The 24644-nt window shown below is 64.6% G+C and carries 22 protein-coding genes; 2 read left to right on the top strand and 20 right to left on the bottom strand.

Going from position 1 to position 24644, the window contains the following annotated elements; translation table 11 throughout:
* On the top strand, positions 1-154 hold a 154-nt coding region (locus AB4Y63_RS00005), incomplete at its 5' end, for an integrase core domain-containing protein (RefSeq protein WP_441789317.1).
* Positions 155-277: 123 nt separating this feature from the next.
* On the opposite strand, the gene AB4Y63_RS00010 is transcribed toward AB4Y63_RS00005, so the two are convergent.
* Positions 278-1060: a lysophospholipid acyltransferase family protein gene (locus AB4Y63_RS00010; RefSeq protein WP_441788976.1), complete on the bottom strand. Its 783-nt coding sequence runs from the start codon at positions 1058-1060 to the stop codon at positions 278-280.
* 117 nt (positions 1061-1177) lie between these two features.
* On the opposite strand from AB4Y63_RS00010, the gene AB4Y63_RS00015 reads away from it, so the two are divergent.
* Complete coding sequence (locus AB4Y63_RS00015) at positions 1178-1672, top strand: hypothetical protein (RefSeq protein ID WP_441788977.1); 495 nt, start codon at positions 1178-1180, stop codon at positions 1670-1672.
* A 53-nt stretch (positions 1673-1725) separates the two neighbouring features.
* Here AB4Y63_RS00015 and dnaE read toward each other — a convergent pair whose 3' ends face one another.
* From dnaE to rsmH, 19 genes are all read right to left on the bottom strand, one after another.
* A complete protein-coding gene (gene dnaE, locus AB4Y63_RS00020; RefSeq protein ID WP_441788978.1) occupies positions 1726-5250 on the bottom strand; it encodes a DNA polymerase III subunit alpha in 3525 nt (1174 codons plus the stop codon).
* 39 nt (positions 5251-5289) lie between these two features.
* Positions 5290-6213 carry an RluA family pseudouridine synthase gene (locus tag AB4Y63_RS00025; protein ID WP_441788979.1) on the bottom strand — a complete coding sequence of 308 codons (924 nt, stop codon included), beginning with the start codon at positions 6211-6213 and terminating at the stop codon, positions 5290-5292.
* A gap of 8 nt (positions 6214-6221) precedes the next feature.
* Complete coding sequence (gene lspA, locus AB4Y63_RS00030) at positions 6222-6872, bottom strand: signal peptidase II (RefSeq protein WP_441788980.1); 651 nt, start codon at positions 6870-6872, stop codon at positions 6222-6224.
* Entirely contained in the window at positions 6862-7503 is a 642-nt protein-coding gene (locus AB4Y63_RS00035) for a DivIVA domain-containing protein (protein ID WP_441788981.1), read from the bottom strand. The genes lspA and AB4Y63_RS00035 overlap by 11 nt, the downstream gene beginning before the upstream one ends.
* A gap of 133 nt (positions 7504-7636) precedes the next feature.
* Positions 7637-7942 carry a YggT family protein gene (locus AB4Y63_RS00040; RefSeq protein WP_441788982.1) on the bottom strand — a complete coding sequence of 102 codons (306 nt, stop codon included), beginning with the start codon at positions 7940-7942 and terminating at the stop codon, positions 7637-7639.
* A gap of 9 nt (positions 7943-7951) precedes the next feature.
* Positions 7952-8455: a cell division protein SepF gene (locus tag AB4Y63_RS00045; protein WP_441788983.1), complete on the bottom strand. Its 504-nt coding sequence runs from the start codon at positions 8453-8455 to the stop codon at positions 7952-7954.
* A 36-nt stretch (positions 8456-8491) separates the two neighbouring features.
* Complete coding sequence (locus tag AB4Y63_RS00050; protein WP_441788984.1) at positions 8492-9202, bottom strand: YggS family pyridoxal phosphate-dependent enzyme; 711 nt, start codon at positions 9200-9202, stop codon at positions 8492-8494.
* A 37-nt stretch (positions 9203-9239) separates the two neighbouring features.
* On the bottom strand, positions 9240-10433 hold the full coding sequence (gene ftsZ, locus AB4Y63_RS00055) for a cell division protein FtsZ (protein WP_441788985.1): 1194 nt from the start codon (positions 10431-10433) through the stop codon (positions 9240-9242).
* 142 nt (positions 10434-10575) lie between these two features.
* On the bottom strand, positions 10576-11760 hold the full coding sequence (locus AB4Y63_RS00060) for an FtsQ-type POTRA domain-containing protein (RefSeq protein ID WP_441788986.1): 1185 nt from the start codon (positions 11758-11760) through the stop codon (positions 10576-10578).
* 13 nt (positions 11761-11773) lie between these two features.
* Complete coding sequence (gene murC / locus AB4Y63_RS00065; RefSeq protein WP_441788987.1) at positions 11774-13171, bottom strand: UDP-N-acetylmuramate--L-alanine ligase; 1398 nt, start codon at positions 13169-13171, stop codon at positions 11774-11776.
* Positions 13172-13294: 123 nt separating this feature from the next.
* The gene (locus AB4Y63_RS00070; protein WP_441788988.1) at positions 13295-14362 is read right to left on the bottom strand and encodes a UDP-N-acetylglucosamine--N-acetylmuramyl-(pentapeptide) pyrophosphoryl-undecaprenol N-acetylglucosamine transferase; all 1068 of its coding nucleotides are present in this window, start codon (positions 14360-14362) and stop codon (positions 13295-13297) included.
* Positions 14359-15612 (bottom strand): putative lipid II flippase FtsW, encoded by a 1254-nt coding sequence (gene ftsW / locus AB4Y63_RS00075; RefSeq protein WP_441788989.1) that lies wholly within the window; start codon positions 15610-15612, stop codon positions 14359-14361. The genes AB4Y63_RS00070 and ftsW overlap by 4 nt, the downstream gene beginning before the upstream one ends.
* Positions 15581-17092, bottom strand: coding sequence for a UDP-N-acetylmuramoyl-L-alanine--D-glutamate ligase (gene murD / locus AB4Y63_RS00080; protein ID WP_441788990.1), 1512 nt, complete (start codon positions 17090-17092; stop codon positions 15581-15583). The genes ftsW and murD overlap by 32 nt, the downstream gene beginning before the upstream one ends.
* Positions 17089-18186, bottom strand: coding sequence for a phospho-N-acetylmuramoyl-pentapeptide-transferase (gene mraY, locus AB4Y63_RS00085; protein ID WP_441788991.1), 1098 nt, complete (start codon positions 18184-18186; stop codon positions 17089-17091). The genes murD and mraY overlap by 4 nt, the downstream gene beginning before the upstream one ends.
* A complete protein-coding gene (locus tag AB4Y63_RS00090; RefSeq protein ID WP_441788992.1) occupies positions 18183-19625 on the bottom strand; it encodes a UDP-N-acetylmuramoyl-tripeptide--D-alanyl-D-alanine ligase in 1443 nt (480 codons plus the stop codon). The genes mraY and AB4Y63_RS00090 overlap by 4 nt, the downstream gene beginning before the upstream one ends.
* Positions 19626-21170, bottom strand: coding sequence for a Mur ligase family protein (locus tag AB4Y63_RS00095; protein WP_441788993.1), 1545 nt, complete (start codon positions 21168-21170; stop codon positions 19626-19628).
* Positions 21171-21182: 12 nt separating this feature from the next.
* Complete coding sequence (locus AB4Y63_RS00100; RefSeq protein ID WP_441788994.1) at positions 21183-22991, bottom strand: peptidoglycan D,D-transpeptidase FtsI family protein; 1809 nt, start codon at positions 22989-22991, stop codon at positions 21183-21185.
* A gap of 44 nt (positions 22992-23035) precedes the next feature.
* Positions 23036-23608, bottom strand: coding sequence for a hypothetical protein (locus AB4Y63_RS00105; protein ID WP_441788995.1), 573 nt, complete (start codon positions 23606-23608; stop codon positions 23036-23038).
* Positions 23605-24558, bottom strand: coding sequence for a 16S rRNA (cytosine(1402)-N(4))-methyltransferase RsmH (gene rsmH / locus AB4Y63_RS00110; RefSeq protein ID WP_441789318.1), 954 nt, complete (start codon positions 24556-24558; stop codon positions 23605-23607). The genes AB4Y63_RS00105 and rsmH overlap by 4 nt, the downstream gene beginning before the upstream one ends.
* Positions 24559-24644: the final 86 nt, after the last annotated feature.

Below are 24644 nucleotides of genomic sequence, written 5' to 3' on the forward strand. Positions count from 1 at the left end.
GTGGGCGTTCAAGCGCTTCTACGCCAGCGAATCAGCCCGCCGCAACGCACTGCCGGCCTGGCTCCACGAATACAATCACCACAGGCCCCACACCGCAATCGGAGGCCAACCACCCATCAGCCGGTTAACTAACCTTGCTGGGCAGTACATCTAGCCAGCGGGCTCCCCCTGCGTCTCCTTCGCCGAGCTTGACACGTGCGGTCGAGTTGCCCTGGTCTACCGCTCAAACTCGACCGGAACGGGCAAGCTCGGCGCGAGTGCGCGAGTGACGCGCGCGTCACTTCCGCGCGTTGGCCGCCTTCGCCTCGGCGCGACGGCGGCGGCGTTCGGCCTCGGCCACGGCGGCTTGCTCAGGTGTCGGCGCGGTTCCGCCGAGGTGTGCCGGCTGCCACCAGGCGCCGGTCCCGTCTTCGGGGTAGTCCCGCTGGAGCCCGTCGACCAAGTTCTGCAGCGTCGCATGCAGTTCTGCGGTGAGCTGGTGAGCGTCGGCGTCTGGCGCAACGCTGATCGGCTTTCCCACCGAAAAAGCGACGGGAACGGTGAAACGCTCGCTGAAGGCCGGCTTGTGATTCTTCGTCATCAGGCGGTGACCACCCCAGACGGCGATCGGAATGACCGGCACACCGGACTCGGCCGCCATCCGGATCGCGCCGCTCTTCAGTTCGCGCACCGTGAATGAGGCGTTCACTCCCCCCTCGGGAAACACGCCGAGCAGTTCGCCGGCACGCAGGGCCGCAACGGCCTGTACATAGGCCTCGGCACCATGCTCCATGTTGACCGAGATGTGTCCCATGCCGCGCAACAGCTTCCCGACGATGGGCTGCTTGAACGCTCCTTCCTTGGCCATGAAACGGATGCGCCGACGGTTGCGATGCCACACCATCCATTCGGTGAGCGCGAAGTCGAGGTAGCCGAAATGAGTGATCGCAAGAACTGCGCCGCCGGTGTCCGGGAGGTTCTGCAGACCGCGGGGCAGGGGTTTCACCCGCAGGAGCCCGAACAACGCGCGACCGACCCCGATCGCAAGGGTATAGACCGGCTCGCTCCGTCGCTTCGTCATGCTGCAAGGGTAGCCCCGGTCGCTGAAATTCGGCGGCGAGCCTCCGCACCCAGTTCTCGAGTCATGGTTCCCGCTCGCACCCTTCGCAACGGCACGTCGCAGCAGTAGCCTGGCCGCATGTCTGATGCGCTCACCGCCGGGTGGCACGAGTTCTACGTGGCGCTGGCCGGAGCCGCTGCGGCACTAGCCGGTCTGGTCATGGTGGCGATTTCGGTCAACATCAAAGAAATCATCGCCGGTCCAACGTTGCCGGCGCGCGCAGGAGCTGCCGTCGGGTCACTCGTTCTCATCGTCGTGATTGCCGCCGTCGGACTGATCCCGGGACAGACCTCGACGGCACTCGGCATCGAGATCCTGCTGGGCACACTCGTCGCTTCCGCCCTGCATCTGATGTCGTTGCGGCATGTGGTCAGGGTCGGCGCGAGCTCGCGAGCAAATCGGATCGCACGCATTCCGCTGACGCTCGCGCAACTGCTGCCGTTGCTGATTGGCTCCGCGCTGCTGATCGCCGGGGCTCCCGTCGGCCTCGGCTGGATCGCGGCCGGCATGCTGCTCACGATCATCGGATCGATGCTCGATGCCTGGGTGCTGATGGTCGAGATTCGGCGCTGACCACGTCGGTTCACCGCGTCGATAGCTCGCGTCGACAGCTCGGTTCGATCAGATCACGTCAGGCAGTACGGACCGAGCAAACTCTTCAGCTCACCGAACAGGTCAGGACTCACCTTCACCCGATACGGCAACTCGAACACACGAGCCACATCACCCTTCACCAGCTTCAACCGCAACTCAGCCGAGCCGGTGTGCCTCTGCAGCACCTCAGCCAATGCCCGCACCGTCACCTCGGTCGCCCGGTTTTCAAATAAGGTGATCGAGAGCTGCCCGGCCTCGTCGACCTGACCGAGTTCCGGCGCAAAAACGCTGTAAGCGTGCAGGTTCATTCCGTCATCGCGCATGCTCACCCGACCACGCACGACGACAATGGTGTCGCTGACCAGGTCAGGAGCGAACTCTTGATACGCCTTGCCCATGAACATCGCGGTGATCTCACCGCTGAAGTCTTCGACATCGATCATGCCGTACTGGTTGCCCGACTTCTTGGCCACCCGGTGCTGCACCCCGGTGATCAGTCCGGCAACGGTGACCGTGTCGCCGTCCTGCGTCGCCTCAGAAGCCATCAAATCGGCGATCGTCGTGCTGGCGTGCTTGGCGAGCGGAATCTCGAGTCCGGCCAGCGGATGGTCGGAGACATAGAGCCCGAGCATGTCACGTTCGAACGCGAGCTTTTCTTTCTTGCTCCACTCCGGACGGTCGGGCACCTTCTCGGTGGCCTGCGTCTCGTCGTCGAACAGGCTGTCAAAGTCGAACCCGACGTTGCCATGCGCTTCGTCACGTTTGATCTTGACGGCCGACTCGACGGCCGACTCGTGAATCTCGACCATCGCACGCCGCGTCGCCCCGAGCGAGTCGAACGCACCGGCCTTCACCAGCGATTCAATCGTTCGTTTGTTGGCAACCTGAATCGGAACCTTGGCCAGGAAGTCGTGGAACGACTCGAACCTGCCCTTTTCCTTACGCGCCTCGCGGATCGCATCCACCACGTTGAATCCGACGTTTCGCACGGCGCCGAGGCCGAAACGGATGTCGGTGCCGACGGCGGCGAAGTAGCCGATTGACTCGTTGACATCGGGCGCCATCACCTGGATGCCCATGCGACGACACTCATTGAGGTAGAGCGCGAGCTTGTCGCGGGAGTCGCCGACACTGGTCAGCAGCGCGGCCATGAACTCGGCCGGGTAGTGCGCCTTGAGGTACGCGGTCCAGTAGGAGAGCACCCCGTAGGCCGCCGAGTGCGCCTTGTTGAAGGCGTAGTCGGAGAAGGGCAGCAGGATGTCCCAAATGGTCTTGATCGCCTCGGGACCGTAGCCGTTGGAGACCATGCCGGCGGAGAAGCCCTCGAACTGCTTGTCCAGCTCTGACTTCTTCTTCTTGCCCATCGCGCGGCGCAACAGGTCGGCTTGACCGAGCGAGAAGCCGGCGAGCTTCTGCGCGATCGACATGACCTGCTCCTGATAGACGATCAGGCCGTAGGTACCGCCGATGATGTCTTTCAGCGGCTCTTCAAGCTCGGGATGGATCGGAATGATCTCCTGCAGCCCGGTCTTTCGCAGCGCATAGTTGGTGTGCGAGTTCGCGCCCATGGGGCCCGGACGATAGAGCGCAATGACGGCGGAGATGTCTTCGAAGTTGTCAGGCTTCATCGAGCGCAGCAATGCGCGCATCGGCCCGCCGTCGAGCTGGAAGACGCCGAGCGTGTCGCCGCGGGCGAGCAGCTCGTAGGCCAACGGGTCGTCGAGCAGGAGGTCTTCGAGAATCGGGCGGTGCCCGCGGTTCTCTTCGATGTTGTCGAGGGCGTCGTCGAGGATGGTGAGGTTGCGGAGCCCGAGGAAGTCCATCTTGATCAGCCCGAGCGACTCACAGGCCGGGTAGTCGAACTGGGTGACGATCTGGCCGTCGGCCTCGCGCTTCATGATCGGGATGATGTCGATCAACGGATCGCTCGACATGATCACGCCGGCGGCGTGCACACCCCATTGGCGCTTGAGGTTTTCGAGTCCGAGGGCCGTATCGAAGACGGTTCGGGCCTCGGGGTCCGATTCGATCACCCCGCGGAAGTCGACTGCCTCCTTGTAGCGCGGGTGGTCTTTGTCGAACATGCCGGTCAGCGGCACGTCTTTACCCATGATGGCGGGCGGCATCGCCTTGGTGAGCTTGTCACCCATTCCGAACGGGAAGCCGAGCACCCGCGAGGAGTCCTTGAGCGCCTGCTTGGCCTTGATCGTGCCGTAGGTGACGATCTGGGCCACTCGCTCATCGCCGTACTTCTCGGTGACGTAGCGGATGACCTCGCCGCGACGACGCTCGTCGAAGTCGATATCGAAGTCGGGCATGGAGACGCGGTCGGGGTTCAGGAACCGCTCGAAGATCAGTCCGTGAACCAGCGGATCGAGGCCGGTGATACCCATGGCGTATGCCGCCATGGAGCCGGCGCCAGAACCACGGCCGGGGCCGACCCGGATGCCCTGCTGATTCGACCAGGCAATGAAGTCGGCAACCACCAGGAAGTAGCCGGGGAAGCCCATCTGGGTGATGACCCCGACCTCATAGTCGGCTTGCTTTCGCACGTCGTCGGGAATGCCGTTCGGGTAGCGCTTCAGGAGGCCGACCTCGACCTCTTTGATGAACCAGCTCTCCTCGTTCTCCCCCTCAGGCGTCGGAAAGCGCGGCATGTAGTTGGCTTTGGTGTTGAACTCAACTTCACACCGCTCCGCGATGAGCAGGGTGTTGTCGCAGGCGTCCGGGTTGTCGCGGAAGATGTGCCGCATCTGCGCGGCGGTCTTCAGGTAGAACTCGTCGGAGTCGAACTTGAACCGGTTCGGGTCGTCGAGCGTCGACGCAGACTGCACGCAGAGCAGAGCGGCGTGGGCGGTGGCGTCGTGGGCGTGCGTGTAGTGCAGGTCGTTGGTGGCAACGAGCGGCAAGTTGAGCTCTTTGGCCAGACGCAGCAGATCGCTCATCGTGCGGCGTTCGACATCGATGCCGTGGTCCATGACTTCGCAGAAATAGTTCTCTGCACCGAAGATGTCGCGCAGCTCGCCGGCGGCCTTCTTCGCCTCGTCGTACTGCCCGAGACGCAGGCGGGTCTGCACCTCGCCACCGGCGCATCCGGTCGTGCCGATCAGACCCTTCGAGTACTGGCTGAGCAGCTCACGGTCCATGCGCGGTTTGAAGTAGTAGCCCTCGAGCGACGCCCGTGACGACAGCCGAAACAGGTTGTGCATGCCCTCTGTGGTTTCCGAGAGCAGGGTCATGTGCGTGTACGAGCCAGCGCCACCGACGTCGTCGCGGCCCTGAGCGTTCGAGCCCCACTTCACGCGGGTCTTGTCGCTGCGGTGCGTACCGGGCGTGATGTACGCCTCGGTACCGATGATCGGTTTGATGCCCGCCTCGGTGGCGGTACGCCAGAAGTCGAATGCTCCGAACATGTTGCCATGGTCAGTCACCGCGACAGCGGGCATCCCTTGCTCGACGGCCGCGCTGATCAGGGGCTTTACCCGGGCGGCACCGTCAAGCATCGAGTACTCGCTGTGCACGTGGAGGTGAACGAACGAATCACTCTGAGATGACAAGGACTGCTCCGAAATGCTGAGGATGGGTGATGAACTAGCTTAACCTTCATCGCGCAAGACGCGGAGGGCGTGGGCCAAATCCGAAGGGTAATCGGAGGTGAAGGTGACCCACTCCCCCGTCTCCGGGTGGTTGAACGCCAACTGCTTGGCGTGCAGCCACTGGCGGGTCAGGCCGAGTCTGGCCGAGATTGACGGGTCGGCGCCATACATGGCGTCACCGACACACGGATGCCGCTGAGCGGCCATGTGCACACGGATCTGGTGGGTGCGCCCGGTTTCCAGGTGCACTTCGAGAAGTGAAGCGAACGGAAATGCCTCGAGCGTCTCGTAGTGGGTGATGGCGTGCTTGCCGTCGGCGATGACTGCGAACTTCCAGTCGGACCGCGGATGACGGCCGACCGGTGCGTCGATGGTGCCCGAGAGAGGATCGGGGTGGCCTTGCACGACCGTGTGGTAGATCTTCTCCACCTCACGGTCGTGGAACGCACGCTTCAGCGCCGTGTAGGCCGCCTCCGATTTCGCCACGACCATCAGTCCGCTGGTTCCGGCGTCGAGTCGGTGCACGACACCGGCTCGCTCGGCGGCCCCCGAGGTGGAAATACGGTATCCAGCGGCGGCGAGGGCGCCGACCACAGTGGGTCCGGTCCAGCCGACGCTCGGGTGAGCCGCGACTCCGGCCGGCTTGTTCACCACGACCATGCTGTCGTCGTCGTAAACGATCGTGAGATCGGGAACCGCCATCGGAACGATGGAGATCTCTTCCTTCGGCTTCCAATTCACTTCGAGCCAACCGCCGGCACGCAGACGGTCAGACTTGCCGACGACGGTGCCGTCGAGCAGCACGCCGCCGGCTTCGGCGACATCTGCCGCGAAGTTTCGGGAGAACCCGAGGAGTTTCGCCATGCCGGCGTCAACCCGCACGCCTTCGAAACTGTCAGGAAGGAAGAGGGAACGAGATTCCATGCCGGCGATCAAGACTCAGTTCTGGGTTGGGGGTCTGCGGGGCTTTCGGTGCCGCCGTCCACAGACGCATCGGCATCCGCTTCACCGTCGGGAGCGGCGGAATCAGTCTCGACTGCAGCCGCCGAACCCGTGTCAGCGCCCGGCTTGGGCAGTCGTTCGCCGTCGAGCCCGATGCCACGAATCGTGAGGATCATGAAGATCGTCATGCTCGTGACGATGCACATGTCTGCCACGTTGTAGATGGCGGGAATCAGCCATGGGGTGGAGAGAAAATCGATCACATGGCCGACGCCGAAACCCGGGGGGCGCAGCAGCCGGTCGGTGAGATTGCCGAGCACACCGCCGAGCAGCAGGCCGAAGACCAGTGCCCAGGCGATCGAGCGGATGCGTCCCGCGAACCAGATGATGAAGACGACGACAGCGGCGGCGAGGATCGAGAAAATCCAGGTCATCCCACTGGCGAGAGAGAATGCCGCGCCGGGGTTCCGGACGAAGTGCAATTGAAGCACTCCGCCCAGAACCGGCACAACCGAACCCTCGGTCATGTTGGCGACAACAACGGCCTTGCTGATTTGATCCAGCGCATATGCGCCCAGCGCTACACCGACGAGAACGAAGAGAGCGCTGAAGCTGACCTTCGTGCGAGTGTTAGGCGCCAAAGCCCGAGAAGCTTGACTTCGGGGCGTTGGAGTCCGCGCCGGCGCCAACCGGTGATGCGGAGTCAAGCTCCTGGAGCTGACCCTCGATGTAGCTCTTCAGCTTCTGGCGGTACTCGCGCTCGAACGTGCGCAGTTCATCGATCTTGTTTTCGAGAACCGAACGCTCCTGGTCGAGAGCAGCAATCTGAGCACGCTGACGGGCTTCTGCCTCGGCTACGACGCGAGCCGCAGTGGCGTGACCCTCGGCGATCAAGGCGTCGCGCTTCTCAGCGCCTTCCTTGACGTGCTCTTCGTGCAGGCGACGTGCCAGCTGAAGCAGGTTGGTGGTACCGGCGGTCTCGTCGGCAGCTTCGGCGACGACAGGGGCCTTGACGGGCTCCGGAACAGCGACGGGCTCGGGGGCGGCAACGACCACGGGAGCGGCAACGGTGGCTGCGGCACGAACCGGCTCGGCTACCTGGCCGCCGCCTGCGGCGACCTGAGCCTTCAGCTCTTCGTTTTCCGCGGTCAGGCGGCGCAGTTCGACAACGACCTCGTCGAGGAAGTCATCAACCTCGTCCTGGTCGTATCCCTCACGGAACTTTGTGGACTGGAACCGCTTGTTGACTACATCTTCCGGAGTTAGCGCCATGGCTTTCCACCCTTAGAACTTGAGTTGCGAACAAAAGAGAACAATTACCGGTCAAGAATACATGGATAGACCATGTGACTTGGCTGAGCCGGCCCCGGTGAGTCGGCAGACCGTCAACTCCGTGTGATTCAGATCAGGCCAGTCGCGTGAGCAACGGCACGACGTACATGGCGACGATGCAGCAGAGCATGGTGAGACTCCAGCCGAAGTCGAACGAGATTTGACCGACCGACAACGCCGGCATGATCCGGCGAAAAAACTTGATCGGCGGGTCAGTGACGGCGTAGACCACTTCAATAACCACGAGTCCGAAGCCGTGCGGGCGCCAGGAGTGGTTGATTCCGCGCACCAGGTCGACGATGAATCGACCCCAGAGCACGAAGAAATAGATCAGGAGGAGGAAATAGAGAAGATTTCCTAGAAGAACGACGAAGAACACGAACTAATGCTACGACTGCGCGAAGAACGACGCCTCGGCGTCTGCGTCTTCATCGGAGTTTTCGCCCGAAACGACCACGTGCGACGGCGACAGCAGGAACACCTTCGAGGTCACGCGCTCGATCTTGCCGTAGAGGCCCTGCGAGAGGCCACTGGCGAAGTCGATGAGGCGACGAGCATCCGCATCGCTCATCTGCGAGAGGTTGATGATGACGGGGATGCCGTCGCGGAAGGACTCGGCGATGGCCTGGGCGTCGCGGTACTGGCGCGGGTGCACAGTCAGGATCTCGTTCATCTCTGACGCGGCAACGCTGCGCGGCGCTGCAGTCTTGTGCAACGGCGTGACGGGGGCGCGACCCGGAGTCGCTGCGGCGCTCGGCGCCTGCACGGCGACAGGGGCGTGACCGACAGGAGTGCCCGCTGCGGCGACCTGAGAGTTGGCCGGCGCCTCATACTCCAGCTCTTCGTCTGCAAGACCCAGGTAGACCATGGTTTTCTTGAGCGGGTTGGACATCAAAACCTCCGTGTTGGTAATGCTTGTGGTTCGAGATTAACGCTCGCTCGGGCGATTGCCCGTGATTGCCGATCCAATTCTCAGGTGTGTCGCACCTTCGGCGATGGCATCGGCGTAGTCCGCCGACATCCCCATCGACAACTTCGTGGCGTCGGGTGCCAGCTGCTGCACCCTCTCGCCGAGCTGCCGCACCTGAGCAAACGCTGCACGTGGCGCGGCGTCGAGCGGAGCAACGGCCATCAGGCCGAGCAAACGCAACCCGGGAGTCTCGAGAACCCGCTCGACCAGGGGCAGCAACGCGTCGGGCGACACGCCGCCACGGGCCGGGTCGTCGGTGAGGTTGACCTGCACGAAGGCATCGACGACCGATTCGGTGGAGGCCAAGGCCGTCACCAACGACTCCCGGTCGACCGCATGAATGACGTCGGCATAGGCGCGCACCTGGCGCGCCTTCTTGCCTTGCACCTGGCCGATGAAATGCCAGCGCAGATCGAGCGCCGCGAGCTCCTGGGCTTTCGCCTGTGCCTCTTGGTGCCGGTTCTCACCGATGTCGTGAATGCCGAGTTCGGCCAGCGCCCGAATGAGGCCGACCGGATGAAACTTGGTCACGACGATCGTGGTGACCTCGCCGGGCGAGCGCCCGGCCTGGCGAACGGCATCCGCCACGCTGTCCTGCACCACAGCGAGTCGCTCTGCCAGCCCGGGAAAGGATGACAGAGCCGATTCGCCCTGAGGTGTTGTCGTCACGTGATGTACCTGATGTCTTCGACGAAGAGAGCCGGCTCTACTTGAGGAAGTCGGGGATGTCGATGTCGTCTGACTCTTCTTCGAAGGCAGGGTCGGCAACGGGAGCGCCGGCCTGCGAGTCGGTGGACATCCAGGCGGGAGACACGGTGTCGAACTGGCTGGAGTCGGTGGCGCTGGCCGGGGCGGCCAGCGCATCAGCGACAGCGGCACCGGTTGCGGCCGACGACGAGACACCGGCGGCGACGAGGTCGGCGCGGCGCACCTCGACAGCCTTGGCGCCGGGCTCTCCGCCGTCGAATCCGGCGGCGATGACCGTGACGCGCACCTCGTCGCCGAGGGTGTCGTCAATGACCGCACCGAAGATGATGTTCGCCTCGGGGTGGACTGCTTCCTGCACGAGGCGAGCAGCGTCGTTGATCTCGAAGATTCCGAGGTTCGAGCCGCCCTGGATCGAGAGGAGCACGCCGTGCGCGCCGTCGATCGAGGCTTCAAGCAGCGGGGAGGCGACGGCGAGTTCCGCAGCCTTGATGGCGCGGTCGGCACCGCGCGAGGAACCGATGCCCATCAGGGCCGAACCGGCGCCCTGCATGACCGACTTGACGTCTGCGAAGTCGAGGTTGATCAGACCGGGGGTCGTGATCAGGTCGGTGATGCCCTGCACACCGGCGAGCAAAACCTGGTCGGCGGTGGAGAACGCCTCGAGCATGCTGATTCCGCGGTCGCTGATCTCGAGCAGGCGGTCGTTGGGCACGACGATGAGGGTGTCGACCTCGTTCTTGAGGGTGGCGACACCGGTCTCGGCCTGAGCCTGGCGACGCTTGCCCTCGAAGCCGAACGGCTTGGTGACGACACCGATGGTGAGCGCGCCGATCGATTTGGCGATGCGGGCGACAACCGGTGCTCCACCGGTTCCCGTTCCGCCACCTTCGCCGGCGGTCACGAAGACCATGTCGGCTCCGGCGAGAGCTTCTTCGATCTCTTCCGCGTGGTCTTCTGCAGCGCGGCGACCGACCTCGGGGTCAGCGCCGGCACCGAGACCGCGGGTGAGATCGCGACCGACGTCAAGCTTGACGTCGGCGTCGCTCATCAGCAGCGCCTGGGCATCCGTATTAATTGCAATGAACTCGACACCGCGAAGACCGAGCTCGATCATGCGGTTGACGGCGTTGACGCCGCCGCCGCCGATTCCGACAACCTTGATGACAGCGAGGTAGTTCTGGTTTGTTGACACGTGTCCGGTCCTCCGGTGAAACCTTAAACCTTTACTCGAAGTTTAAAGTTATGCTGAGTATGCAATTGCTGATTTCGAAGCTATTCGGGTGAGTGCCCACAATGGGGAGGCGCGCCCGCGTGTCGCGAAGTGTGGTCGAAACTCAACGCAGCACTGCGCTATCGGGTGAGGTGACGTCGTATTCTCCGACCGATCCGGGCGGATACGACACCATCAACGACGCGAGCACTGCCGCTTTGTCTTCAGAACGCTCCGCGCTCCCCCAGACGACGCGAGCACCACCGGCCAGGGTGAGCGTCACATCGTCGGTCGTCGCAGCGGTGACGGAATCGAGTTGGGTGCGGATGCCCTCCGGCAGCACGCGAATGACCGCGGCCGCGGCCGTGAAACCGGGGTGGCCGACACCGTTTGTCGCGGTGATCACCGGGTACCCCGGAACCCGCTCGGCGCCGGACTGCAGCACGACGCCCGCCGCATCGACCAGGTCAAATCCGGTCGGGGTGGCCAGGAGGCCGACGGGCACGCGTTCGACGACACGCACCACCAGGGTGTTCGGCGGCCGGCTCTCGGTGGAATAGCTCTGGATCAGGGTGAACGTCGACAGCTCGCGCTTGATCTGATCACCATCGACAATGGGCAGCGGCACCCCCACCTGGGAGGAAAGCGCGGCCTGGATGTCTGCGGCCGGAATGCGGTTGGTTCCGACGACCTCGATGGTCTTCAGCGCCATCAACGGGGAGTACGTGCCGACGACGACGAACGCCGCGAGGGCCAGAACGACTCCCCCGACGACCAGCCAAGTTCGGCGGCGTCGCCGGGACCGCCAGGTGAACCGGCGAACCTCGCCACGCTCGTAATGCTTGCGTGCCTTCGTCGCCGCCCGGAGCTGCTTGCGAGCGGCCGCCGGGGTGAGTGCAGCCGCATCGTCGGTCTGGGGCTCTGACCCGGTGTGTGTGACGTCGCCTGTCGTGCCCGCTGTGCCCGCTGTGGCGCGCGAACGCTTGGTCTTCGGCCAGGACAGCGTCGGCTTCTGCTTCGGCTTCTGATTTGGCTTCTCGTCGGGGAGCTGCACGGTGACGACCGGTGCCACAACCGGTGCCACGGTGACGACGGCCGGGGTTGCCGCCGACGGAAGCACCGGCAACGTGATGGGTTCGGTTGTCGCGGTGCTGAGGTCGCTCGCCGTCGGCGTCGGGGCCGCCGGGACTACAGACGCCGCAGCATCCGTCGTCTTCCGCGTTCGACGTGGCTTCGGCACCGATGTGGCGACGCGCGGGGCCTCCGGTTCCGGAGTTGCCGGCCGCTCCAGGCTCGGTGGCCGCTTCATACGGCTCGGCGCATCATCCGCGCGTCCGGGTCAGGGATTCGAGAAGCTGGGGAACGATGCGGTTGACGTCGCCGCAGCCGAGGGTCACGACGAAGTCGCCATCCTGGGCGATGCTGGCGAGGTAATCGGCGGCATCCTGCCAGTCAGAGACGAAGGCGACCTTGGAGGGGTCGGCGAACTTCTCCGAGACGAGGGCTCCGGTCACGCCGGGTTCCGGGTCCTCGCGGGCGCCGTAGACGTCAAGCACGATGGTGTGGTCGGCGTTCTGCTCGAGCACGTCGGCGAACTCTTTCGCAAACAGGCGGGTGCGGCTGTAGAGGTGCGGCTGGTGCACGGCGATGATGCGGCCGGTGCCGACGACGGTGCGGGCCGCGGACAGAGCGGCGGCCACCTCGGTCGGGTGGTGCGCGTAGTCGTCGTAGACGCTGACGCCGCCGACGGTACCGTGCAGTTCGAACCGACGGCCGGTGCCTCCGAAGGCGGAGATCGCTGCCAATGAGGCGGCGGGCTCGAAGCCGAGTCCGACGAGCACAGCGAAGGCTCCTGCCGCATTGATGGCATTGTGGCGACCCGGAACACGCAGGGTGGCCGAATAGTCGGCGCCGTTCCAGGCGACGCTGAACTGCACCGGGCCCTCGGTCACGATGCTGTGCACGCGCACATCGGCTGCGGCATCCTCGCCGAAGGTGATCACGCGCTTGTCGACGAGCTTCTTCGTGACGGCCACGGCGCCGGAGTCGTCAGACGACACGACGACGAACTCGGAGGCCGACTGAGCGAACGAGACGAACGCGGCTTCGAACGCTTCCACCGAGCCGTAGTGATCGAGGTGGTCGGGGTCGACGTTGGTGATCAGTGCGACAGCCGTGTTGTAGAGCAAGAAGGAACCGTCTGATTCGTCGGCCTCGACGACGAAGAGGTCGTCGCTGCCGCTCGCCGAACTGACGCCGAGAGTCTCGATCACGCCACCGTTGACGAAGCTCGGGTCTTGGCCGAGGCCGAGCAGGCCCGTCACGATCATCCCCGTCGACGTCGTCTTGCCGTGCGCTCCGGCCACGGACACGAGGCGCTGCTGCTTGACCAGCCAGGCCAGCGCCTGCGCGCGGTGCAGCACCGGAATGCCACGCTCCAGCGCGAGAACATACTCGGGGTTGTCCTGCCAGAGGGCACCGGTCACCACGAGGGTGTCGGCGTCACCGACGTTCTTCGCGTCATGTCCGATGGCGATCGAGGCACCGAGAGCGCGAAGCGCCTCCACGTTCTCTGAGTCCTTCTGGTCGGAGCCGGTGACGGTGTGACCGGCGGCGAGGAACAAGCGGGCGATGCCACTCATGCCGGCTCCGCCAATGCCGACGAAGTGCACAGCGCCCAGGTTCTCGGGAATCGTGAGGGTGAGGTCTGGCTTAATCACGGGTGCGGTGCTCTTCTCTGCTTTTCGAAAACTGGCAATTCACAGTCGGGTGGATCTGAAAACGTGCAGCTCAATCCTGCCGCAATCCACGTTACGCGCCGACGGCTGGGAAGTCGGGATTGGTTACAGCGCGCGGTGAATCAGGGCGAGCATACGTTCCGCCCCATCACGCACTCCCACGGATGCCGCCGCAGCGGCCATCGCGCTGATCTTCTGACGATCGGCCAGCAGCGGCACGAGTTCTGCGCGAACCCAGTCCGGCACGAAGGCTGCGTCGTCGACCAGAATTCCACCGCCGGCTTCGACGACGTCTGCCGCGTTGAACCGCTGCTCGCCGTTGCCGACCGGGTACGGAATGTACACGGCGGGAATGCCGAGCGCGGCAAGCTCGCAGACCGTCCCGGCGCCGGCGCGCGACACGGCCGCATCCGCGGCCGAGAGCGCGAGGTCCATCCGATCGCAATACGCGATCATCCGGTAGTGCGCCAGCTCGGGGTCGGACACCTCTGACTTCTCACCGGTGATGTGCAGCACCTGCCAGCCGGCGGCGATGATCGCTTCGGCCGACGACACGAGTGTCTGATTCAGCCGACGGGCGCCGAGCGAACCGCCGGTCACCACGAGGGTCGGTCGATCGGCGGCAAGTCCGAAGAACGCGAGCGCCTCCGGGCGAGCTGCGGCCCGGTCGAGATTCTCGATCTCGGGCCGCAACGGCATGCCGACGAACTCCGCGTGCCGCAGGGGGGTGCCATGAAATGCAACGCCCACGTGGGTGCTGTACCGCGCGCCCAACTTGTTGGCCATTCCTGGTTTGGCGTTCGCCTCGTGAATCACGATCGGCACACCGGCCCGGCGCGCCCCGAGATAGGCAGGCGTCGAAACGTACCCGCCGAAGCCGACGACGACATCCACCGATCTGGTGCGGATCACGTCGGCGACCTGCTTGATGGCGCTGTTGAACCGTGCGGGAAACCGAAGCGCCGCGCGATTCGGCCGGCGCGGAAACGGCACTTTCGGGATGACGATCAGTTCATAGCCGCGAGCAGGCACCAGTCGGGCCTCGAGGCCTTCGGCTGTGCCCAGCACGAGCACCGTCGAGGTGGGTTCTGCGGCGAGGATGGCGTCGGCCACGGCGAGCAAGGGATTCACGTGACCCGCAGTCCCCCCGCCGGCGAGAAGATACGTGGTCATGGGTGGAGCTCCTTCAGCGAAGTGTCGGTGCGGGCGAACGACAGCGCGATGCCGATCGCGAGCAGAGTCGTGAGCAGGGCTGTGCCGCCCGAGGAGATCAGCGGCAACGGAACGCCGAGAACTGGGAGGAGGCCGAGCACGACCGCAATGTTCACCATTGCCTGGCCGATGATCCAGACCAGGACGGTGGCAACGGTGATCCGCCCCTGAGCCGAGGTGCTTGCACGCATGATCCGAATCAGCGAGATCGCCAGGAGCACGAACATGAGTAGTACGACGATCGCACCGATCAGCCCGAGCTCTTCGCCGATGATGGCGAAAATGTAGTCGTTGTCTGCGGCCGGCAGCCACGACCATTTCGCCTTTGAATTGCCGAGGCCGACACCGGTCACTCCCCCGTTGGCCAACGCCCAGGTGCCGTGGAGCGGCTGCCAGCAGGCATCGGAGATCGAGCCGTTCACTTCGTCGCAGCCCTTGCCGATGAAGCTCATAATGCGGGTGAACCGGTTGGAACTGGAGAACGCGACGATCAACGCGAGGATGATCCCGGCGACGAGCGGGATAGCCAGCAATTTCAGTCTGACGCCGGCAAAGAAGAGTGCGCCGAACAGCAGGCCGGCCATGATGATGACGGTTCCGAGGTCTCCACCGATCAGCACGAGACCGACGGCGGCGCCACCGACTCCGAAGACCGGGATGAAGACATGGCGCCAGTCGTCGAGTTTGTCCTGTTTCTGCGCGAGGATCATGCCCAGCCAGATGACCAGGGCCACCTTGATGCCTTCAGAGGGCTGGAACTGCACGCTGCCGATGGTCAGCCAGTTGGTGTTGCCGGCGACGGTGTGACCGAGCGGGGTGAACACCACCAGTGCTTGGAGGAAACAGGCGACCAGAAGGGTCGGCCAGGCGATGCGCGCCCAGAACTTCGCCGGCATCCGACTGGCGATGAGCATGATCGGAATACCGAGAAGGGCGAAACCTCCCTGACGCAAGAGCCCGCCGAAAAACCCGGTGTCATCGAGGTAGGACAGCACCGAGGACGACGACCACACCATGATCAGCCCGAAGGCGACGAGGAACAGCGTGGTGCCGAGAAGCAGAAAATAGTTGGCCGACTCAGCCCGAAAAACGCGGCCGAGTGAGATCCGGGCCGACGAGGCGGATGCCCGCACGGCGGCCTCGGCGTTCTCCAGCCCGGCGTCCCCTGCGTCCCCCGGCCTAGTCGCGCGCGTCCGAGGCGGATTCTTCACCCGCCTCACCTCCGAGATACTCGTGAACGGCCTCGGCGAAACGGGTGCCACGTTCGCTGTAGGAGGCGAACTGGTCCATCGAGGCGGCGGCGGGTGCCAGCAGCACGACGTCGCCGGCGCGGGCGAGAGATCCGGCGGCGTCGACGGCGGCCGGCATGACCTCGTCGAACACCTCGGTGTCGATTTCGATGACGGGCAGCAGCGGAGCATGCCGGGCGAATGCCTCACGCAGGGCAACCCGGTCGACGCCGATGATGATCGCTGCGCGCAACCGGGAGACATGGCTGGCGACGAGGTCGTCGATGTCAACGCCCTTGAGCAGCCCGCCGACCAGCCAGACCACCGAGTCGAAGGCACGAAGCGAGGCATCCGCCGCGTGCGGGTTGGTCGCCTTCGAATCGTCGACCCAGCGGATGTCGCGAACGACGCTCACCACCTCGATGCGATGCGCATCGAGCCGGAAGGTTTCAAGAGCAAGGCGAATCTGTGCCGGGGTGACACCGAACGATCGGGCCAGCGCACTTGCGGCGAGGATGTTCGACACGATGTGGGCGGCCGACAGCCCGGCCGCGGCCAGGTCGTCGACCGTCGTCAACTCGAGTGCCTCGTTGAATCGTTCGGGGAGGAATGCACGGTCGCAGAGGATGCCGTCGACGATTCCGAAATCGCTGGGGCCGGGAGCGCCGAGGCCGAACCCGATCGCCCGGGCGCCTTCTTGCACGTCAGCTTCTTCGACCATCTCGCGGGTCGCCTCATCGGCCTTGTTGTAGACGCAGGCGGTGATCGTGTTCGCGTAGACGGTCGCCTTCGCCGCCCGGTAGGCGGCGGCGGAGCCATGCCAGTCGATGTGGTCGTCGGCGATGTTGAGGCACACGCTCGCCCACGGCACGAGGGCACCGGGACCGCTCGTCGGCAGATAGTGAAGCTGGTAGCTCGAGAGCTCGACGACGAGCACATCCCAACCCTGGGGGTCGCGAATCGCGTCGAGCACGGGAATGCCGATGTTGCCGCAGGGTGCGACACGGTGCCCGGCGGCGGCCAGCATGGTGGCCGCCATCTGCACGGTCGTCGTCTTGCCGTTGGTTCCAGTGACCAGAATCCATTCGGCTGGCGTCCCGACCTTGTCGCGCAGACGCCAGGCGAGTTCGATGTCGCCCCAGACCGGAACCGCGTTCGCCTGTGCCCATTCGAGCAGGGTGTGATCGGGGTGGTAGCCGGGCGAGACGACGATGACATCCGGACGGAGATCAATCAGCTCGGTCGGGATCTCATCGGAGTCGGCTTGCACCAGGCGCGCACCGATCACCGGGATCAGCTGTGCGCGTTCGGTGCTGGTGTCGGAGGCCACGACGAGAACATCGGCGCCGAGTTCGGCCAGGGTGTCGGCCGCGGCGAAGCCCGTCACACCGAGCCCGAGCACTGCGACCTTCAGATCGGTCCAGTCTGAGTGCCAGCTGGTCAGAGTATCGAGACGGGTCATGGGGTGCGCGACAGCCATTCGAGATAGAAGGTTCCGACTCCGGCGGCGACGAGCAGACCACCGATGATCCAGAATCTCACGACGACGGTGACTTCCGCCCAGCCCTTGAGCTCGAAGTGATGGTGGATCGGGCTCATCAAGAAGATCCGCTTGCCATGGGTGACCTTGAAGTATGCACGTTGCACGATGACCGAGCCGGTCTCGATGACGAAGAGACCACCGATCAGGATGAGCAACAGCTCGGTGCGGCTGAGAATCGCGAGAGCGGCCAAGGCGCCACCGATGGCGAGCGAACCGGTGTCACCGAGAAAGATCTTTGCGGGCGAGGTGTTCCACCAGAGAAACCCGATCAGACCGCCGACGATGGCCGCCGAGACAATGGCCAGGTCGAGCGGGTCGCGCACGTCGTAGGCACGGTAGAGGTCGCTGATGTCCGCTCCCCCGAACCGTGCCTGATTCGACTGCCAGAATCCGATGATGATGAACGAGCCGATCGAGAGGATCGACGCGCCGGTTGCGAGACCGTCGAGACCGTCGGTCACATTAACGGCGTTCGAGGTGCCGGCGGTGATCAGGCAGACCCAGATGACGAACAGGATGGTGCCGGCGATCGCGCCGAGCGCCATGAAGTCGATCGGCAGGTCGCGCAGAAACGAGATATGTGTGGAGGCCGGAGTTACCCCGTGCTTGTTCGGGAATTGCAACGACAACCAGGCGAAGGTTCCGGCGACAATGACCTGGCCGATGATCTTCTGCCAGCCGCCCAGCCCGAGGCTGCGCTGCTTTCTGGTCTTCAAGAAATCGTCGACGAACCCGACGAGGCCGAGGCCGACCATCATGAACAGCACGAGGAGGGGGGAGGCGGGGATGTGCGATCCGGTCACCCACATCGCCGTGAAATAGCTGATGACGGCGCCCAGGATGATGATGATTCCACCCATGGTCGCGGTTCCCCGCTTGGCGTGATGGCTCTGCGGGCCATCGTCGCGAATGAACTGTCCCCAGCCGATCTTGTGGAACAGCCGGATGAACAGCGGGGTCAGGAAGAGCGTGAAGGCGAGCGACAGGGCTCCGGCAATCAGTAGGGCTCTCACGAGAACAATTCTCCCAGTCGGTCGCCCAGGAAGCGTAAGCCTGCGGAGTTCGATGATTTAACCAACACCAGATCCCCCGGCTTTACTGTGTTGCGCAGTAATTCGAAGGCACTCTCCGGCGTGTCGGCGAAGAGTGATTCGCCATCCCAGGAGCCTTGGTTGATGGTGCTGATGTGCATGCGGCGGGCTGCGGAGCCCACGACGATGATCTGCGAAATGTTCAACCGCACGGCGAGCAGACCGATCAGGTCGTGCTCCTCCCCGGCCAATTCGCCCAGTTCACTCATCTCGCCGAGAACAGCGATCGTGCGCTGCCCGGGAGCCTTGATCTGCGCCAGGGTCTTCAGCGCTGCGGCCATCGAGTCGGGGCTGGCGTTGTAGGCGTCGTTGATGATCGTCACGCCGTCTTTACCGCCCATGACCTCCATGCGCCAGCGCTCTGCGGTCTGCACCGACTCGAGCGCCGACACGATGTCATCGATCGGCACACCGAGCAGCTCGGTCGCCGCGGCGGCGGCCAACGCGTTCATCACGTGGTGTTCACCGAGAACCTTGAAGGCGACCTGGCGCGATTCGCCGTTGGACAGATGCAGCGTGAAGCGGGTGCCCTGCGCCGACGCGTGAACGTCGGTTGCGCGCACGGCCGGGGCCGCATTCTCGTCTGATGCGGTGAGCAGCGGGCTGTCGAGACCGAACCAGGTGATCCGGGCGGCGGTGTGCTCAGCCATCGGTGCCACGCGGGGGTCGTCGGCGTTCAGCACCGCGACATCCGTCGGAAGCAGGTCGGTGACCATCTCCGTCTTGGCGCGCACGGTCGCTTCGATACCGCCGAATTCTCCGGCGTGCGCCAGTCCCACCTTCAGCACGATGCCGATGTCAGGCCGGGCCATGCGCACCAGGCGTGCGATTTCGCCGACGCCGCTGGCGCCCATCTCGGCGACGAGAAACTGGGTCTCTTCGGTCAGCTCGAGCATGGTCAGCGGTGCGCCGACCTCGTTGTTGAAGGATGCCCGCGCCGCGATGGTCGGGCCGACACGTTCGAGCACGGCCCGAATCAAGTTCTTGGTGGTGGTTTTACCGTTGGAACCGGTGACTCCCACGATCTTCAGGCGGCCGAGTGCGCGCACGCGGGTGACGACCTCGGTGGCCAGGTCGCCGAGAGCCGTGACGGCGTCGGGAACCACGAGCTGCGCAACGGGAAGGTCGAGCACGCGCTCGACGATGAGGAGCACGGCTCCCTTCTCGACCGCGATCGGGGCGAAGAGGTGTCCGTCGGTGACTTCGCCGGGCTTGGCCACAAAGATTGCCCCTGCAACGATTTCACGGGAGTCGGTGTGCACGGAGCCGTCGACGACGGTCTCAGATGTGGCGTCGCATCCATCGAGGTGCAGTGCGCCGTTCGTGGCCGCAGCAATCTCAGCAAGTGTCAGGGCGATCATTTACAACCACCCGGCTTCACGGAGTGCGGTTCGAGCGTCTTCACGGGCAGAATAAGGGATTTTCACTCCGGCAACTTCGTGGTAGTCCTCATGGCCGGGGCCGGCGTAGAGGATGGAATCTCCGTCTTTGGCCAGCGACAGCGCGGTGCGGAATGCCGCACGCGGGTCGGGCACTTCGTAGAATTCTCCGTCAGGCACAGCGGACCGGGCGCCTTCGAGAAGCGCGGCCCTGATCGCCGCGGGGTCTTCGAACCGGGGATGAAAGTCGGTGATGACCACCGCGTCGGCGCCGCGAGCGGCGATCGCACCCATCTCGGCGCGCTTGGTGGTGTCGCGGTCGCCGTCGGCGCCGAAGACCATGATCACGCGGCCGGGCGTGAACTTGCGAATGGCGTCAAGCGTGTTGAGGAAGGCGTCGGGGCTGTGGCCGTAGTCGATGTAGACGAGGGGGCCCTGCTCCCCCGACACGCGCTCGGCGCGGCCCGGGATATAGGCGTCGATGCCGCCGTCACGACCGAGCGTGTGCTCGATCGCCTCGAGGTCGAACCCTGATTCGACGAGCATGACGATGGCCAGGGCGGCATTGGCCGCCATGTACCAGCCGAGCAGCGGCACGCGGGTGGTGAGCGTGCGACCCTCTGGCCCTTCGAGCACGAACTCGGTGAACAAGGCGCTCTCGGCCGTGACCCGCATGCGCCAGTCGGCGTCGATGTCGGGGCGCGTCGTGAGAGTCGTCACGGGAATGCGGCATTCGTCGACCAGGCGACGGCCCCACTCGGAGTCGACGGTGACGACGCCGCGGCGTGAGCGGTCGGGCTGGAACAGCTCGAGCTTGGCCTGAAAATAGTCTTCCATCGCGTCGTAGTCGTCGAGGTGGTCGTGGCTGAGGTTGGTGAAGCCGGCGACGTCGAAGACGAGACCGTCGACGCGGTGGCGCGTGAGCGCCTGGGCGCTGACCTCGATGCCAACGGCGCGCACTTCGGCCTCGCGCATCCGGGCGAGCAGAGCGTGAAGTTCGCTCGCTTCCGGGGTGGTCAGTGAGCTGGTCACCGCGATGTCACCGATGCGGCGCTCGGCCGTCGAGGTGAGCCCCGAGACGATCCCGAGCTGGTTCAAGATGGCGGAGAGCAGGTAGACGACGCTGGTCTTGCCGTTCGTGCCGGTCACCGCGAAAAGCGTTGCCGGGTTCTCGTCGGTGCGGTAGATCCACGCGGCGACGGCGCCGAGTGCCGCACGGGCATCCGGGGTCACCAGAACCGGCAGGCCGCTGCCTGCAGCGAACCCGGCACCGACCTCGTCGGTCAGGATTGCGACAGCGCCGGCCTCGGCCGCTTGAGCGGCGTACTGGGCGCCGTGGCTGTTGCGGCCCGGAACACCGACGTAGAGGTCTCCGGGTTGGACGGTGTGTGAGCCGAGGCTCACACCGGTCACTTCGAGTCCATCGATGTCATCGCGGAGATCGAGGTTGAATTCTTCGACAAGTCCTGACAACGACCGGGGTACGGGATGCTGTGGACGAAGAGCCGAGGGCGCCGAGTTGGTCACAGGCTCGCTTTCTTACCAGGTGGCAGGGAGTGCAGGTGCAGGGGTACCTGAGGGAACTGCCCGATACTTCTTCAGCACCTGGCTCATGACCTCCTGAAAGATCGGAGCCGGTGCGGCAGACGTATTCATGTTAACAGGATCTGCCAGAGTCACCGAAACGACAAACTGCGGATCGTCGGCCGGGGCGAAGCCCTCCACCGACACGATGTACCCCTTGGAGTACCCGCCATTGCCGTCCGCCGCCTGGGCAGTTCCGGTCTTCGACGCGACTCGGTAGCCCGGAATGTTCCAGACATCTTTGAGCCACGCCTGCTGGTAAACCATCTCGAGCATCTCCGAGGTTTCCTTGGCCGCGGCTGCTGACACGACCTGTCGCCCCTCGGCCGCCGGCACCTCGGTGACGGTTCCGTCGGCCTGACGGCATCCTGCAACCAGTTGCACGGGCATCCGCACCCCGCCGTTGGCGAGGGTCTGGTAGATGCTGGCGTTCTGCACGGCCGTGGTGGTGAGCCCCTGCCCGAACATGGTGGCGTAGTCGGTCTGGTTGTCCCAGTCTTCCCACGGGTGCAAAATGCCCGAGTCCTCGGCGAGGAAGCCGGCCTCGGTCTCGGTGCCGACACCGAACTTCGTCATGTAGTCGTAGCGCTGCTCTGAGCTCATGCGTTCGCCGAACTTCGACATTCCGGTGTTCGATGATTCGATCAGAACGCCGGTCAAGGTCAAGTTCAGGTCGCCATGGATCGAACTGTCGTTGATGTCCGCGCCGTTGGCCGGGATGTACCGGTAGGGGGCGACGACCTTGTCGCCCGGCGTTGCAACGCCCGCGTCGATCGCTGAGGCTGCGGTGAGGGCCTTGAAGGTCGAGCCGGGCTCGAACGAGGCAGTGAAGGCGCGGGAACCGCGGTCATCGGGGTTGGGCGTGCCGTTGACGTTGTTCGGGTCGACGGACGGGTAATCGGCGACGGCGAGCAACTTGCCGGTCTTCGCTTCCTGCACGACGACATTGCCCCAGGCCGCTCCGGTCTTCTGCGCTTGTGCGGCCAGCGCCTGGGCGACGAACCACTGCAGATCAGAGTCGATGGTCGTGACGACGCTTCCGCCGTTCTTCGCTTTGCTCACCTCAACGGTGCTGCCAGGCAGCGGAACGCCTTTGCCGCTTTTCTCGTAGGTCTCAATGCCGTCCTGGCTGGCCAGGCAGGAGTCCTGGGCGAGCTCGAGACCGGCCTGTGCCTCGCCCTCCGACGAGACGAACCCGACGAGGTTTCCGGCGACGGCGCCGTTCGGGTAAACCCGTCCTGGGTGCTTCTTGAAGGTCAACCACGGGATGTCCAGCTTGTCCAACGCCTGAAAGGCATCCACGTCGACCTGCTTCGCCACCAGTGCGTAGTCGGACTTCGGGTTGTCCGCCAGGGCCGCAGAGATCATGGTGAGGATGGTGTCACCGCTTTGCCCGGTGAGCGCTCCGATCTCGGCCGCCGTCTGCGCGAGCGGGATCGTCGTGTCCTTGCCGTCGACCTCCCGATCGACCGGACCGGCATTCTTCGGCGACAGTGCGACGTCATAGCGCATGACGGTTCCGGCGAGCACGACCCCGTCGGCCGAGAGGATGTCTCCCCGCGAGCCGTAGACGACGTCTTCGACCGAGCGGTTGCCGAGCGAGTCGGAATTGAGCGTGTCGGCCCTCACGACTTGGATGTCGACGAGCTTGACGACGAAGACGGCAACGATCACGAACAGCAGGATGATCGTGCAGACGATGCGCCGTTTCGTCGATCGACTGGTGACGGTTCCGGTGTTCGTCGGTCCTGTACTGGTCGACACTGTTAATTCCTTACTGCCGTTGTGGTGCTACCGGTCTGCTGCGGTTAGTGCGTCATCGGGGTCGGGATCCCACCGTCGGCGGGAATGGTCACGGGTGCGCCGACCGGCGGGGCAATCTCTGCGCCGGCGACGGGGAGCTGAGTGACCAGGGGAATCCCCGTCAGCAGTGCATTCGGCACCAGCGCCGCCGCATTGACCGTGGTTCCGGCCGCGGGGCTGGGCACACCGCTCACCGCGTTGTTGGAAAGTCGCAGGAAAACCGGGTTCGAATTGCTCACCATGCCCAGGGCCTCGGCGTTCGCGGCGAGAGCCTGCGGTGCCGACACCCGCACGAGGTTCTCGCGCACGCTGTCGGCGGTGCGGCCGAGCTCAACCTGGCTTTTCTGCAGCGTCGAGATCTCGAATGCTCCTTGGGAGATACCGACGCTCACCAAGAGCTGGGCGAAGATGATGACCACGATGCCGGTCACTGCGGTGAACGCATAGATGATGCGCGGGCGGGCCTTGCGCTGGGTGCGCGTGGTGACGATCTGGAGCGGCCGGCGCGCCGGAGTCTGCTCGCGTTCGGGTTCCGGAAGCTGGCTCGGGCGCAGAACCCGTGCGAGGTTGTCGCTCATTCGGCTCTCCTGATGCGTTCGGCTGCACGCAGACGAACCGGCGTTGCACGCGGGTTCTCTGCTTTTTCTTCATCGGTGGCGAGTTCTGCGCCCCGCACGAGCAGGGTGAACAGGGGCTTGTGCTCCGGCAGTTCCACCGGCAGGCCGGCGGGAGCGCTGGAACTTGTCGCCTTGGCCAGAGCCCGCTTCACGATGCGGTCTTCCAGCGATTGGTACGACATGACGACGATGCGACCGCCCACGGCGACAGCTTCGAGAGCGGCAGGTATCGTGCGTTCGAGAACGGCAAGTTCCTGGTTGACCTCGATGCGCAGGGCCTGGAAGACCCGCTTGGCCGGGTGCCCTTGACGCTGCACCACGACGGGGGTCACCGCGGTGATCACCGAAACAAGTTGCGCTGAACGCACGAACGGCGTGTGTTCCCTGGCTTCGACGATGGCCTTGGCATACCGTGCAGCAAGCTTCTCCTCGCCGTACTCCTGGAAGATACGGCGCAGGTCCTGTTCGCTGTAGTCGGCGAGGATGCGTTCGGCGGTCAGCTCCGAGGTGTTGTCCATGCGCATGTCGAGCGGCGCATCCTTGGAATAGGAGAAACCACGGTCGACCTGGTCGAGCTGCAACGACGACACACCGAGGTCGAAGAGGATGCCGTCGACCTCGGGAATGCCGAGTGAGTCGAGGGCATCGCCGATGCCGTCGTACACGGTGTGAACCAGGTGAATGCGGTCGTGAAACGGCTTCAATCGTTCTTCGGCGATCGCAAGTGCCTCGAGGTCGCGATCGAGCCCGACCAGGGTCAGCTCGGGAAACCGGGTGAGGAAGGCCTCGGCGTGGCCGGCCATTCCGAGAGTGCCGTCAACGAGAACGGCTCCTGGCTTCTGAAGCGCGGGCGCGAGAAGCTCAATGCAGCGTTCGAGCAGTACCGGGGTGTGGATGTCGTTGATGGCCATAGATAGTGCCGGGAACGACCCTGATTCCGGATCCCCATCCATTCGACCTGGCACCGGGGAAGTGTGTCAGGGGTGAACGGCTGGGA

Source organism: Leifsonia sp. YAF41 (assembly GCF_052113185.1).
In the GTDB taxonomy this organism is placed as follows: domain Bacteria; phylum Actinomycetota; class Actinomycetes; order Actinomycetales; family Microbacteriaceae; genus Cryobacterium.

Excerpts from the sequence above, each read along its gene's own strand:
- AB4Y63_RS00015 (WP_441788977.1), top strand. The coding sequence starts at position 1,178 with ATGTCTGATGCGCTCACCGCCGGGTGGCACGAGTTCTACGTGGCGCTG.
- AB4Y63_RS00035 (WP_441788981.1), bottom strand. The coding sequence starts at position 7,503 with ATGGCGCTAACTCCGGAAGATGTAGTCAACAAGCGGTTCCAGTCCACA.
- AB4Y63_RS00090 (WP_441788992.1), bottom strand. The coding sequence starts at position 19,625 with ATGATCGCCCTGACACTTGCTGAGATTGCTGCGGCCACGAACGGCGCA.
- murD (WP_441788990.1), bottom strand. The coding sequence starts at position 17,092 with ATGACCCGTCTCGATACTCTGACCAGCTGGCACTCAGACTGGACCGAT.
- AB4Y63_RS00060 (WP_441788986.1), bottom strand. The coding sequence starts at position 11,760 with ATGAAGCGGCCACCGAGCCTGGAGCGGCCGGCAACTCCGGAACCGGAG.
- AB4Y63_RS00070 (WP_441788988.1), bottom strand. The coding sequence starts at position 14,362 with ATGACCACGTATCTTCTCGCCGGCGGGGGGACTGCGGGTCACGTGAAT.
- rsmH (WP_441789318.1), bottom strand. The coding sequence starts at position 24,558 with ATGGCCATCAACGACATCCACACCCCGGTACTGCTCGAACGCTGCATT.
- AB4Y63_RS00045 (WP_441788983.1), bottom strand. The coding sequence starts at position 8,455 with ATGTCCAACCCGCTCAAGAAAACCATGGTCTACCTGGGTCTTGCAGAC.
- AB4Y63_RS00010 (WP_441788976.1), bottom strand. The coding sequence starts at position 1,060 with ATGACGAAGCGACGGAGCGAGCCGGTCTATACCCTTGCGATCGGGGTC.
- AB4Y63_RS00105 (WP_441788995.1), bottom strand. The coding sequence starts at position 23,608 with ATGAGCGACAACCTCGCACGGGTTCTGCGCCCGAGCCAGCTTCCGGAA.
- AB4Y63_RS00025 (WP_441788979.1), bottom strand. The coding sequence starts at position 6,213 with ATGGAATCTCGTTCCCTCTTCCTTCCTGACAGTTTCGAAGGCGTGCGG.